This is a genomic window from Gemmatimonas aurantiaca T-27, from assembly GCF_000010305.1.
Taxonomy (GTDB): domain Bacteria; phylum Gemmatimonadota; class Gemmatimonadetes; order Gemmatimonadales; family Gemmatimonadaceae; genus Gemmatimonas; species Gemmatimonas aurantiaca.
Window position 1 is genome coordinate 4,372,827 of sequence record NC_012489.1, and the last position, 12,898, is coordinate 4,385,724.

The 12,898-nt window shown below is 61.7% G+C and carries 9 protein-coding genes and 1 pseudogene; 2 read left to right on the top strand and 8 right to left on the bottom strand.

Going from position 1 to position 12,898, the window contains the following annotated elements:
* Positions 1–831 precede the first annotated feature (831 nt).
* Positions 832–2,360: pseudogene (locus tag GAU_RS23025) on the top strand (transposase).
* Positions 2,361–2,604: 244 nt separating this feature from the next.
* On the opposite strand, the gene GAU_RS19015 reads toward GAU_RS23025, so the two are convergent.
* From GAU_RS19015 to GAU_RS19025, 3 genes are all read right to left on the bottom strand, one after another.
* On the bottom strand, positions 2,605–3,285 hold the full coding sequence (locus GAU_RS19015; protein WP_015895536.1) for a hypothetical protein: 681 nt from the start codon (positions 3,283–3,285) through the stop codon (positions 2,605–2,607).
* A 120-nt stretch (positions 3,286–3,405) separates the two neighbouring features.
* Complete coding sequence (locus tag GAU_RS19020; RefSeq protein ID WP_015895537.1) at positions 3,406–5,067, bottom strand: DUF262 domain-containing protein; 1,662 nt, start codon at positions 5,065–5,067, stop codon at positions 3,406–3,408.
* Positions 5,068–5,386: 319 nt separating this feature from the next.
* The gene (locus tag GAU_RS19025; protein ID WP_015895538.1) at positions 5,387–7,171 is read right to left on the bottom strand and encodes a DEAD/DEAH box helicase; all 1,785 of its coding nucleotides are present in this window, start codon (positions 7,169–7,171) and stop codon (positions 5,387–5,389) included.
* A gap of 178 nt (positions 7,172–7,349) precedes the next feature.
* Between GAU_RS19025 and GAU_RS19030 the strand changes: the two genes are divergently transcribed.
* Positions 7,350–7,814: an SET domain-containing protein gene (locus GAU_RS19030; RefSeq protein WP_041265726.1), complete on the top strand. Its 465-nt coding sequence runs from the start codon at positions 7,350–7,352 to the stop codon at positions 7,812–7,814.
* 15 nt (positions 7,815–7,829) lie between these two features.
* Here the strand turns inward: GAU_RS19030 and GAU_RS21485 are convergent, their stop codons facing one another.
* From GAU_RS21485 to GAU_RS19055, 5 genes are all read right to left on the bottom strand, one after another.
* Positions 7,830–8,186 (bottom strand): TraR/DksA family transcriptional regulator, encoded by a 357-nt coding sequence (locus tag GAU_RS21485; RefSeq protein WP_015895540.1) that lies wholly within the window; start codon positions 8,184–8,186, stop codon positions 7,830–7,832.
* An 83-nt stretch (positions 8,187–8,269) separates the two neighbouring features.
* Positions 8,270–9,577 (bottom strand): OmpA family protein, encoded by a 1,308-nt coding sequence (locus GAU_RS19040; protein WP_041265727.1) that lies wholly within the window; start codon positions 9,575–9,577, stop codon positions 8,270–8,272.
* Positions 9,578–9,683: 106 nt separating this feature from the next.
* Entirely contained in the window at positions 9,684–10,235 is a 552-nt protein-coding gene (locus GAU_RS19045; RefSeq protein ID WP_015895542.1) for a GNAT family N-acetyltransferase, read from the bottom strand.
* Between the two features lie 10 nt (positions 10,236–10,245).
* Positions 10,246–11,805 (bottom strand): ArnT family glycosyltransferase, encoded by a 1,560-nt coding sequence (locus tag GAU_RS19050; RefSeq protein WP_041265728.1) that lies wholly within the window; start codon positions 11,803–11,805, stop codon positions 10,246–10,248.
* Complete coding sequence (locus tag GAU_RS19055; RefSeq protein ID WP_015895544.1) at positions 11,805–12,896, bottom strand: sulfite oxidase; 1,092 nt, start codon at positions 12,894–12,896, stop codon at positions 11,805–11,807. The genes GAU_RS19050 and GAU_RS19055 overlap by 1 nt, the downstream gene beginning before the upstream one ends.
* Positions 12,897–12,898: the final 2 nt, after the last annotated feature.

Below are 12,898 nucleotides of genomic sequence, written 5' to 3' on the forward strand. Positions count from 1 at the left end.
GGTGCGCCGCCTTGTCAGCTGCAACGCCTCGTTAGATGTCGGGTGCCCCACTCAAATACGGCGATTCCACTCATGTAGATGCTCAACTCTCTATCACTTCACTAGTGTGTACCCCTGACGGAAAGGGATCTGATCGCCGCTTGAGAACTCTGGGATAGCTGCGAATAGCATGACGTCGGAGGCAGAACAGCCCTCGCTGTATCCCTCGATTGAAAGCCCGAGTTGAAGCAGTCGCGCTTCACCTGCAGGAATCACCTCATTCAGAACACGGAGACTGGAGAACCCATCGTTCCTGTACTGTGGAAGGATATTCCGGTCTCGAAATACCGAATCTGGTGATTCCGTGATTCGAAACAGTTTTACTATTGGCTGAGGGTCGACAACCATGTCGCCTCGGAGCGCCATGAATGGTCCGATTGCAGAATCGGGCTTCAGCCCGAGGAGCGTAACCGCTCGTCCACCATTGTTCGTAACCACGATCCGATGGTAAGCGAAGTAGCGCCTATGGCCTGTAGACGAGTCGGATAGCGCGTAGGTGAAAGGCGGATCTGCAATAACTTGAACACGTGGCGAATTGGCATCGCGAGTTTGGAGCAACGCGACAATAGACAGCGCCTCAGATAGACCAAGGCTCGTCAATTTCTATTGCTTCTGATCGCGCAAAGCTAGCGTTGCACTTTTTGCTTTGGACATACGTGTGGGCAATGATGACACCTAACGAGGCTGTAGAAAAAGCCCGATTGAGTGTCCGTGATATGCAACTTGCCATTCAATCGGGCGTACGCCTCTCCAGAGGAATCTGCGCGCACTTTCGTCGTCCGTCGAGAGGCCATGGCCCGCTACAAGTACATCGACACCCAGCCGAAGCTCATCCCGGTCGACCTGACCGCCCAGCTGCTGCCCGGCACGTTCGAGCATGCCCTGCACCACCTACTCGACCACGCGATCGATCTCACGCCGTTCGATGCGCGCTATCGCAATGATCTGACCGGCGCGCCGGCCTATCCTCCCGCGATGCTGCTCCGCGTGGTCTTGTTCGCGTACGCGCGGGGGATCGTGAGCAGCCGTGCCATCGCCCAGGCCTGCCAAGACCACGTCACGTTCATCGCGCTGAGCGGTGACTCCCGGCCCCACTTCACGACGATTGCCCACTTCATCAGCACGTTGGGCGACCAGATCGCGCCGATCTTCGCGGCCGTCTTGGCGGTGTGCGACCGCCAGGGCCTCATTGGGCGCGAGATGTTTGCCATCGATGGCGTGAAGCTGCCGAGCAACGCGTCGAAGCAGCGGAGTGGGAGCCGCGCCGACTTCGAACGCCAGGCCACCAAGATGGAGCGCGCGGCGGAGCAGATGCTCGCGCGGCATCGGGCCGAGGATGCCCGAGACGGGGAGCCGTCGCTGTCCACGAAGGACCAGGCACGGCAGGGCCGCCTCGTGCGTGATGCGGCGGAGCTGCGCACATGGCTCGCGCAGCATCCCCACGATCGACGCGGGGCAAAGGGCGCCGTGCGGAAGAGCAACCGCACCGACAACGAGAGCCGAAGATGGCGACCAGCAAGGGTGTCATCCAAGGGTATACCGGCGTGGCCACGGTCGATGCGGCGCACCAGATCATCGTGGACGCACAGGCCCATGGCGTGGGCGCCGAGCAAGAACTGTTGTTGAAAGCCATCTCCGCCACCGCCTCGCTGCGCACGCCTGAGACGCTCATCACGGCCGACGCAGGCTACCATAGCGAAGCGAATCTGCGCGCGCTGGCGGAGGCCCAGGTGCCGGCGCTCATTGCGGACGGGAACATGCGGAAGCGCGATGCCCGCTTTGCCAACCAGGATCGCTATACGACGCTCCTGAATCCCCTTCACGACAAATCGAAACCAGCGCGGAAGCCGCTCGTCGTGTTCGGGCCGGAGGCCTTTCAGTACGATCCCGTGGCGCGGACGTGCGTGTGCCCCGCTGGGAAGTCGCTGTATCGCAAGGGCGCGCAGAACATCACCCGCGATCACATCGGCGAACACTTTCGCGGCGCGAAGCGCGACTGCGGCCCCTGTGGGTTACGCGCACAATGCTTGCGCACGCCCAACACGACGCCCGTGCGCAATGTGGCGTTCTTCCGGGGGCGGGTGAGCACGCAACGTGTGAATCACAGCGCGGTGATGCGCGAGCGCATCGACGCTCCCGCGGGGCGCGCGCGGTATGCACACCGCTTCGCCACGGTCAAACCGGTGTTTGCGAATCTGCGCGCGAACAAGCGGCTCGATCGCTTCACGTTGCGCGGCCGCGTGAAAGTCGACACGCAATGGAAGTTGTATTGCCTCGTGCACAACATCGAGAAACTGGCGCACGCGGGATACGCGGCGTAGCCCGCCCATAGGCGCAACGGATCGCGAATTGCGGCGATCACCGTCGCCAATCGCGCCCAATCTCATCGATCCACTTCGAAATCATGCATCGACGGGTATCGTCGACTCAAGTCACCGTCGAAATCGACTTATCCTACAGCTTCAACGCCCAGCGCTCTGCTGCGGGGCTCTTCCAACAATGCGGCCGGCGAACACAGTGAGCCAGCCGCCATCCTTCGCACGCCCCGCCGGCATCAGCGGCCCGTTAGGTGCCCTCTTCATAGCGAAACGCCGGTCCACCTCTAACACGCTGGACTAGATCGCGAGCACTCGAATCAACATCATCGAATGCAGACCTCAGATATTCTGCGGACGGGACAATGAATCCGCCATTGAGTTCGATTGTGGGATTGCGGCCTACGATCGCCTCGATTCGCCGCTTCCCATCATCACTGTTTGCACTCACCAGTCCGTTGGCATGCGCCAATGCGTTTCTGAGCACGTAAAGATCGTTAATCCTCATCTCACGGATGGGATCCTTGTCAAGCGCGATATCGAGATAGTCAACAAAGTACTTTCTGGCGCGCGCGACAGCTGACTCTCCCCGAATGTCTCTGTGCTGAAGCGAGAGTTTCCGTTCTGTAGCGATGCTTTCAGCAACGTTTAGGATTGTCGCCTCGTAGCACCCCCACAGCGCCACCAAAAACGGGCCGCGCAATAGACGCGGGTAGACCCGATCCGCCCGTTCTTCTAAGCCTTGCCAAGCTATTGTGCGCGACTCTTCATCATCGAGCAGTCCCTCTGCGGACAACTCAGCGAAAGTTCGCGCTTCATCGCTGGTGCGCAACGTGACTAGTTGCGCTTCAAGCCTATCGAGATATTCACCCAACGCCCAGAGGTCGTACTCGTTTTCAGAGAACCGCGCATCGTAGGAGAAACGCACCATTTCTCAGGTGTATCGATGTTGGAATTGCCACCTCACGCCCGGCGGTCCTATAACAATGCGGCGGGCGAGCGCAGCGAGCCAGCCGCGCTCCTTACTCCACCCCATCGGCACCAAGGTCCGTTAGCCAACATCACCGATCGGTCGAGACCAAATTCGGCAAGCTCGCGCAAAGAGATCCAGTCCACGATTTTGTATACTGCTGGCGTTCCAGATTGATGAAGCGGCGATGGCCTTGGTTGATTCGAAGTGGCTCTTGTGAAAGAGGAGGACCTTCTTTTCGAACGGCGCATTGGACAACTCGGAGTTGTAGGCGGTCAGTGCAAGATTTCCGATAGTATCGCGAAATTGCTCATGAACCCTTTCTGCTTCATCTCCAAGATGGTTTCGCCAATGATCGGTGAGAGTTTGTGGCATGATGTGCTCTATGGTCGCCGCCTCAAATGAAGCGGGTTCCTTGTGAGCATAGTCAGCCTCAAGAGTTTCAAGAACAAGACGGCAACGATCGTTTGATCCTGAATACGCTGGGTAGACCAGCCATTCATTTCGAAACTCCTCGTCCTTAGGCCAACGACGTCCTGATACACCGTTAGCAAGGTATCGGACTACGAACGGAACGGGGTACTCCTGAGGCAATTCTCGAGTCAATCCAAGAAAAATTCGTTTGAGTTGATTCGTGGGGACCCGACAAACCATTCGGCGAATGAAGAATGATTCAAGTGCTGCCAATACTCCGAGAACATCGCCTGCGCTTATAAGGCCATCTGCCTTTGCACTCAGCAGTCGGAGGAGTAGAGGACTCGCTACACTCATCTCCAGCCTCCGAAGGCGACCGAGCGCAGTGTCGATCGCAGTATCTGAATACTGCTGAAGTCCGACCATGTAGGAGTAGAGCACAGCGCAGCTGTGCAACTCTTTCAAGCGATCAAGTACATCCTTGTCAGGGATCTCCGCGAAGCGCCGCTTCAGCACCGCATAGATCTCCGACTTAGAAACCTCCTCTCCCGACATCATGAGGTACTGCCGCATGTACTCGGTCAGGTATTCGGTCGGAAGGAGGTGCTGCATTGGCACCCAATACTTCGAGTATGCCTCCTCCTGCGCTTGAGCGTGTAGCCTGAGTAGAACGTAGTTTCGGATAAGATCCGCTTGGGTAAGCGGGGCCCCCTTCGCGTTTAGGCTTTCGAAGATGAGGTAGGGATCATCAGCATCCGAAAGATTGATCGAAACTACAGTAATTAGCGAATTTAGTGTTTCAATAAAACGCTCTAGATCGATTGTATTGTCGTCAGAATCCCCTCTCTTTAGGCAATCCCGGAAGAAGTCATATGCTTCGGTTACACGCGTTCCTGCAATCGGCCTGCCTCGAACCAACGCGAAGAACGCCTCTCGATCAAACTGGGTCGGCAGAATCTTGTAGTAGTCTAGCCCTTCATCATCTTCGTTGATCAGCAAACGCGAAAGCTTGCGGAATCTTGCGGAGTCTTCCTCGACAAGTGAACGAATGGCGCAGACGAGCAATGCAACCGTCGTTAGACGTTGTTGCCCATCAATTATCAGATGCTTCGAAACGCCCACAGGAACTGACCGCGCTGGCGCTGTAACGATCGCGCCCGTGAAATGAGAAACTGAATCCGCTGCACCACGCTCATAGCGATCAAGGAGGTCGTCCCAGAACGTTTTCCAGTGATTCTGCTTCCACTCATAGGGGCGCTGAAACAGTGGTACAAGATACTGCTTGGTCCCATTGAAGAACTCGATAATCTGACACGGTTTTGCATCCATGAGACCTATTCCAGTAGTGATCGTGAAGCTCTGGTTCGCTGGCTAGCGCGTATTGGGCTACACGCAATCACTGCGAGCCAGGCTTTATACTCGCGACTTCCGCAGCATAGGCAATTCGACGGACATGCGTCGAATTGTTCGCAAGTTGTTGTGCCCGTAGTGATTGCACGCGCTTCGGCAGTAGACGGCGCAGACCTGCTATACAGTAGGTAGCGCAGTGTAAGGTTCTCCCACAAAGAAGATCCCGCAAGCAAAAAGGCCGTGGCACCCATTCCCCCGGGTACCACGGCCTTCTCACATCTGACAAGCGCCAGGCGCGTTAGCGCCCCATACGATCCCGGCGCACCTGCACCTTGAGACCCTTGATCTTGGTCCCGCGCAACGCATTGATCACGTTCTCGGCGATCGTCTCCGGCACTTCCACCGTGCTGAATCCGTCGGCGATCTGAATCGCACCAATCTGTGAGGCATCAACCCCCGCCTCGTTCGCGATCGCGCCCACCAGGTCGGCAGGACGCATCTTGAGACGACGGCCGGCGCCGATCCACAGGCGGGCGGCCTGCCAGGTGGGCTCGCGGCGCGGCTTGGCGCTACGCTCGCCCGTCGCGCCACGGCTTTCACGGCCGATCGGCTTGCCACGCAGGTCACGCGCGCCTTCACGCGATCCGCGCTCACCGCCACGATCACCACGATCACCACGGTCGAACGAACGCTCGCCGCCACGATCAGGACGCGGCGTCACCGCGGGGATCTCGGCTTCCTCCCCTTCGCTGCGCGCGGCCACCAGCTTCACCGCGGCCGCGGCCACGTCCATGATGTCCAGCTCACCGGCTAGCGATTCCACCAGGCCGCGCCACGATTCGAGATCCCCCTCGAGCACCGCTTCACGCAACGTCGCACGCACCAGCTCACGACGATGCGCACGCAGATCCGCCACGGTGGGCACCTGCGCGATCTCGATCTTCTGGCCCGTCTGCCGCTCGATGTTGCGCAGCAAACGGTTCTCTCGCGGCTCGGCGAACGTCACCGCCACACCTTCACGGCCCGCACGTCCCGTACGGCCGATGCGGTGCACATACGTCTCGGCGTCCACCGGCACGTCGAAGTTCACCACGTGACTCACATGCTTCACGTCGAGACCACGCGCCGCCACGTCGGTGGCGATGAGCAGGTCCACCTTCCGCGCACGAAACTTCTGCATCACACGGTCACGCTGATCCTGGCTCAGGCCACCGTGCAGCGCTTCCGCCCGCAGACCACGCGCGGTGAGCGTCTCACTCAGCTCGTCCACTTCCGTACGCGTCCGGCAGAACACGATCGCACTGGTGGGCTGCTCGATATCCAGCACACGCGCCAGCGCGGGCATCTTGTGCGCGCGGCTCACCACATACGCCACCTGACGCACACGGGCCGACTCACCCTCTGCCACCACTTCGCGCTCCACCTTCACGTGCACCGGCTGACGCAGGTGCTTCTGCGCGATCCCACCGATGCGCGGCGGCAGCGTGGCCGAGAAGAGCGCCGTCTGCTTGTTCTCCGGCGTGGCGTCGAGAATGGCTTCGAGTTCTTCGGCGAAACCCATGTCCAGCATTTCGTCGGCTTCGTCGAGCACCACGGCCGAAAGGCCGTCGAACACCAGCGTGCCGCGCTTGATGTGGTCCACCGCGCGGCCCGGCGTGGCGATCACCACGTCCACACCACGGCGCAGGGCCCGCACCTGCAGCTCCATGCTCGCGCCGCCGTACACGGCCAGCGCCTGCAAGCCCAGCGGCTTGCCATAGCGATGCACGGCTTCCGCCACCTGCATCGCGAGTTCACGCGTCGGTACCAGGATGAGCACACCGGGGCCATTTCCCGCCCGCCGTCCCTTCTCGGCGATGCGCGTCAGCAGCGGTAGCGAAAACGCCGCCGTCTTGCCGGTACCCGTGGCCGCGAGGGCCAGTACATCCTTTCCTTCCAGCAGGGGCGGAATGGCTGCCCGCTGTACCGGCGTGGGCTCTTCGTACCCCAGCCCCACCAACGCCTCGGCGATCTTCGGGTGCACCCCAAGTGCACCAAACCCACTCACCGTCGCCCCGTCCTGCCCAACTTCCCCGTCGCTCATCCCACATCCTGCCCGCGCGCCCCTGATTTCCAGCCGGCGTGTGCTTGGGCGTATACATGAAAGGGCCGCGATACCATGATTCCGGCGCGACCACCAAAAAGACTCCGAAAGTCCCCAACCTGATAAATATAGACGGTTCGGGTCCCCTTTTGCGGTTTTTGATACTTCCCACACCCCCATGTCCCAAGAATCCGCCGTTCCGCTCCCTTTTGAGGTGCGCCAGTCGGGCATCCAGGGGTTCGGCGGCTTTGCCACCCAGGCCATTCCGGCCGGGACGCGCATCATTGAATACGCGGGCGAGCGGCTCACGCCCGCCGAGTCGGAGGCACGCTACCCGGACACGCTGGGCGAGCGGCACCACACGTTCCTGTTCGCCATCGATGACGAGGTGGTGGTGGACGCGGCCGTGAACGGCAATGAGGCGCGCTTTCTCAATCATTCGTGCGCGCCCAACTGCGATGCCGTGATTGACGATGGACGGATCTGGATCGAGTCCATCCACGACATCGAAGTGGGCGAAGAACTGGTGTACGACTACGCTTACATCCTGGAAGAGCGCCACACGCCGGCGGCCAAGAAGCGGTTCCCGTGTTACTGCGGCGCGATCACCTGCCGTGGGACGATTCTGGCCAAGAAACGGTGAGACGCCTCGGCCGCATCACACGGTGGTGCGGGCCCACGGAATGATCTCCAGTCGCGCGAAGGGGATCTCCTCGCCGGTGTTTTCGTCCAACCCGAAGGTGTCCGGTGAGTTGGTCAGGCGATCGATGGCAAAGTCGATCTCCACCAGTTCGGCCGAGCGACGCGTGGCGATGGACGCCTGCAGCTCTTCGTTGGCGACATCGGTGCCGAGGTCCGCAGGATGCGTGGGCACCTTGGAGTTGTCACCCGCTTGCGTCTGACTGTCTTCCGCCGCCTCGGGCTCGGTGAACTCGCGCAACTGTTCGACCAGGCGTTCGCGCTCTTCGTGCAGACGTGCTTCGATCTTCTGCAACTGCTTCGCAGTCAATGGCATGATGCCCTCGTAAGGTAGACGTCGGGGCGCGCCTCCTATGGAAACGCGCCCCGGTCATACCCCGCGTGCTCACGTTGGAGCCACTACGGCCGGACCAACTCCACGCGACGATTCTGCTGGCGGCCTTCGGGTGTGGTGTTGGCGGTGGCCGGCACGGTCTGCCCGAGGCCCTTGGCCGTGAGCCGCCCGCCGTCGATGCCGTAGTCTGACACCAGCGCACTGCGCACGGCGTCCGCGCGACGCTGCGACAACGCGAGGTTGGCCGGCGCGGCACCGACATTGTCGGTGTGTCCCTCGATGATGAGTTGCAGATCGGCATGTTCGGAGAGCATCGCCGCGATTTCCTTCAGCGTCGGCGTGCTCTCCGGACGGATGACGTCCTTGCCGGTATCGAAGTAGATGCCCTGCGTGGCCACGCGCCCCGATTCACTGAGCGCGTCGTAGAGCTTGCGTCCACCGCCGGCCAGCCGGACGTTGCGGATGAACATCGGCGCGTCCTCCGTGCCATCGCACCAGAACAGCACGCGATCCGAGCGCTTGTAGGCAAGATTCGGGACGTTCACCACGCGCTTCTCGTTGACGTAGGACTTGAAGTACGTTCCGTCCACCATCACACGGGCCTCGTAGGGAACACCGGCGCCATCCTCCTTGGATTCGACGCGCGCGGGCGAGCCACCATTGCGCTTGTACCCGCCGGTATGGTTGGGGGCAAAGATCAGGTACTGATCTTCATCGTCGGCATCGGGATACAGCCAGCATTCACCGGCCGTGCCGAGCATCTCGAACTCGAGTGTCCAGCGGGCCGGCAGCGGGGCGGCCGCCTTCACGGCGAACTGATTGCGATTGCCGTTGCCGCGCATCCAGCGGGCGCCGTCGATCTCCACGACTTCCCAGTTGCCGCCAACGGCTTCCAGGCGGCGCGGAAAGTCACCGATGACGTCACCCGAAAAGTCGGTGACGACGAGCGGTTTCTCGCCAGGCAGGAAGTCGTAGTTGGCCCACGCACCGGCGGTGGCCACACGGGCCGGACCTGCCGCTGCAGCAGGGGCAGCAGACGCCGCACCCTGTGCACCCGATGACCTGGTCGACGCAGCACGTTCGGCCTGCTTCTCGATCTCCACATCAGCCGGGATGGTCTTGCCGGCTTTGTCGGTGCGCACCACGGTGCGCCCTTCGTCGCGCGCCTTGGAGATGCACTCCGTGTCGGTGACGACGCACTTCACCGCGTTCAGGCCACCATCGATGGCCTTGTCGACGGCTTCATCGGTCTTGCGATTGAGGGCATCTTCGCCACGCTGTTTGGCGCGATCTGCGGCCCGTTGCTTGAGACGCTCGCCGATGCTCTGCGCCTCGGTCAATGACGGTGCGGCCGCAACGAGCACGGCAGCCATGAGAGACAACGTTCGAATGTGCATAGGATGGGGGCGGGAATGGGAGGCAATGAGAGAACATAGCACCTATTCGCCGGCGACGGGCCCTCGCCCCGAGCGGACATCTCTATAACGGTCTCATCATCACGTAGTCACGCTGCACGTCACGCCCCAATCGGAAACGGTGTGCGCCAGCCTTGAAGAATCCGTACTTCTCGTAGAAACGAATGGCCCGCGGGTTGTGTTCCCACACACCCAGCCACACCACATCGCTGTGCAACGACACGGCGTGCGCCAGCGCTTCGGCCATCATCTGCTGCGCGATGCCACGGCCGTGAAAGGCGTGGTCCACATAGAAACGCTGGATCTCCAGGGGACGTGTGGCCTGCAACAATCGCTCATCCGTGGATTCGTCCGAGGCGCCATAGGCACCGGCGCGCAGCAACGTGTATCCGGCCAGCACACCTTCACACTCCGCCAGCATACATCGATTCTGCGGATCCTCGAGTTCACCCCGTTGCTGCTCGTGCGTGAAGGCATCGCGCATGTATTCGGCCAGATCGTCGGGATCATTGTTCGGGCCGAACGTATCGAGAAAGACACGGCGTGCGAAATCGGACCACGCGGGCGCGTCGCTTACGGTGGCCATGCGAATGACCGATGATGCGGAATCGCTCATGGCGGAATCATCATGAAGGATTTGCCGGATTGAGCATGGGCCACACCTGTTGCAGGGGTTGCCGCGGCCTGTCGCAACGGATGATGGGCACGGACTGTTCTTCAGTCACGCCCCAGGCGGTGCCCACGAGAAGCAGTGCGCGGCACTGCTCGTACAGTTGCTGGTATTCCTGCACGTCACCACCCAGTGCCAGCAGGATATCACCGGGCTTGTCGCCGGCACCGAAGTACCAGAAACTGCCGGCCGCACTGATCACCGGTGGCAGTCCGTGTGCGGGCCCATACAGATCGAGTGCACCGGCGCGGCCATAGTTGCTGGCCACGAGCACGGTCTGCGCACGCTCTTCGGCGGTGAACTTGTTCCACTCATCGGCCACCGCTTGCACCTGCTGTGGCCAGCCGAGCATGTCGGCAAAGTCCTGCGGCAACGGGAGCTGTTCGCCGGTGTTGGTCTCGGTGGCATTGGAGACACCCATACGGGCCGCATAGGCCGCGGTGGATGCAGGCGAAAGCAACGGCAGCGCGAGTGGTGCACTCAGCACCCCCAACGCCACCATGAGCAACACGCCGCCATAGGTGCTCCAGCGCTGCACACGCGACGCCAGATGCATGAGCGCGGCACCACCGGCCGCAAACAGGATGGGATACACCGGGGCGCCGTAGTACGCCTTGCCGTGCTGCACGATGAGCACAAGCCAGCTCACCAGGCAGGCGATCCCCACGATCTGCCATTGGCGGGCGGCCCGCGCCACCAGCAGCCACACCAGGCCGGTCATGCCCAATACAAAGGCCACCGGCCCCACCAACAGCGGTTGCTCGAACAGAAACGACCAACGATTGCGTGCCTCGAGTTGACTGGCCTGCAGGTCACGCATCTGCCAGAGAATGGGCCAGTCGAGTTGCCACTGCCCCACCAAAGACGGCAAGCCCAGGAGCAGTGCAATACCCAGCGCCGCCCACGGCCACGGCGTGAGCAGATCGCGGCGCACGGGCGTGAGCAGCATGCCGGTCACCAATCCAACGCCGATGAACAGGATGCTGTGTTTGGTGAGCAGCCCGAATCCCAACGCGATGCCCACACCGATCCACCAGCGGATGTTGCCACTGCGCTGACGTTCGGCAATGGCCAGCAGGGCGAGGGTCCACCACAGCTGATCGAACACCACCGGCTGGAAGAGGATACCCGCGCGCAGGAACACCGAACCGGTGAGTACGGCGACAGCGGCCAGCAGCGTGGCACGGGCCGAGGCGGTTTCTGTGGCAACGGTTGCCATGGTGAATCGCCACGCCGCCACACCGGCGGCGAACACGATCAGACCACTGGTGATGGCGGGGAACAGCCGGATGGACCACAGCGCGTCACCGAACAGGGCGCGCGAGAGGTTGGCCACACCGGCAATGAATGGCGGGAAGTCCATGCGCCACCACGACAGGTGTGTGCCCATGGACAAGTACAACAGCTCATCGCGATGCACACCGAATGGCGTGATGAGGTTCACGCCCACGTGCAGCAACACGGCCAGCAGTGCCAGCACCAGCAGCCATCGAGGTGCCTTCATCAGCTGGGACATTACGACACCACGTGAATGGTGCAGGCCCGGATGGCGTTGTTGCCGTAGCCCAATCGGTTCCAGATGATCTGCTCGGGCTGTACCGCCCCGGAGGCATCGGTGGCGCGGGTGCGTAGAGTGACCGCGCGGGTGGCCTCACCAGTCGCTGCGGGTGGCAAGACGAGTGGCAGCAAAAACGGAGTCCACGCGTAGCGCGAGGCGGCTGTCCCGAGCTCGGCGTCGCGCCACGTCTCACCGCTGCCCGTGTCGATTCCCACTTCCACACGCGTGATGACATCGGTGCCCGACCAGGCCCACCCACGTACCGTCACCTCGCGCTCGTAGTGACTGCCATGCACCGGTGCCGTGATCATGGACTTCACCCGCGCCGTGGTCACCGGCTCGATGTGTTCACCGGTGTCGTACACGTACCGCTTTCGCTGGAAGTAGCCCGTGAAGGGTTCCGTGAGCAGTTCGAGCGACGCCAGCCACTTCACGCTGGCCATGCCGTACCATCCCGGCACGATCAGGCGCACCGGCGCGCCGTGTGGTTCCGTGAGTGGCGCACCGGCCATATGCGTAGCCACCAGCGTATCGGGGTGCATGGCAACATGCAGTGGCATCGAGCGCTGAAAGCGCACGTCGGCCGGGTTGCCTTCACCGTTGGCATCACCGCGCGGCCCATGATCGGCGGCGCTGGCCAGCACTTCCACCGCGCCATCACGCACACCGGCACGTTCGAGAATCATGCTGAGCGGGACACCCGACCACACGGTGGTGCTCACGGCCCCAAACCCCCAGGGCTCACCCGGCGGCACGGGGTTCATGCCCAAACGGCCGTTGCCCGCACACTCCAGGGTCATGACCACCGCATGCTGAGGCATGGCATCGAGGTCGGACACCGGAAACGACAACGGTGCATCCACCGCACCACCCACCGTGATGCGATGCGTGGCATCGAACACCGGCGTGTCGAAGTTGCTGCGCACATACACGCTGGGTGCTGGCGTGAGCGGCTGCGGCAACTGCGTGGCGGGCGTTTCCGCGCACAGCGGATGTTCGCGTACGACATGCAAGGCGCCAGTTGTCGGGCCGGTGGCGTTGCTGGTCATGT

What these genes read in the sequence shown, in the direction of transcription:
- GAU_RS19015 (WP_015895536.1), bottom strand. Translation starts at nt 3,285, where the DNA reads ATGGTGCGTTTCTCCTACGATGCGCGGTTCTCTGAAAACGAGTACGAC.
- GAU_RS19020 (WP_015895537.1), bottom strand. Translation starts at nt 5,067, where the DNA reads ATGGATGCAAAACCGTGTCAGATTATCGAGTTCTTCAATGGGACCAAG.
- GAU_RS19025 (WP_015895538.1), bottom strand. Translation starts at nt 7,171, where the DNA reads ATGAGCGACGGGGAAGTTGGGCAGGACGGGGCGACGGTGAGTGGGTTT.
- GAU_RS19030 (WP_041265726.1), top strand. Translation starts at nt 7,350, where the DNA reads ATGTCCCAAGAATCCGCCGTTCCGCTCCCTTTTGAGGTGCGCCAGTCG.
- GAU_RS21485 (WP_015895540.1), bottom strand. Translation starts at nt 8,186, where the DNA reads ATGCCATTGACTGCGAAGCAGTTGCAGAAGATCGAAGCACGTCTGCAC.
- GAU_RS19040 (WP_041265727.1), bottom strand. Translation starts at nt 9,577, where the DNA reads ATGGCTGCCGTGCTCGTTGCGGCCGCACCGTCATTGACCGAGGCGCAG.
- GAU_RS19045 (WP_015895542.1), bottom strand. Translation starts at nt 10,235, where the DNA reads ATGAGCGATTCCGCATCATCGGTCATTCGCATGGCCACCGTAAGCGAC.
- GAU_RS19050 (WP_041265728.1), bottom strand. Translation starts at nt 11,805, where the DNA reads ATGTCCCAGCTGATGAAGGCACCTCGATGGCTGCTGGTGCTGGCACTG.
- GAU_RS19055 (WP_015895544.1), bottom strand. Translation starts at nt 12,896, where the DNA reads ATGACCAGCAACGCCACCGGCCCGACAACTGGCGCCTTGCATGTCGTA.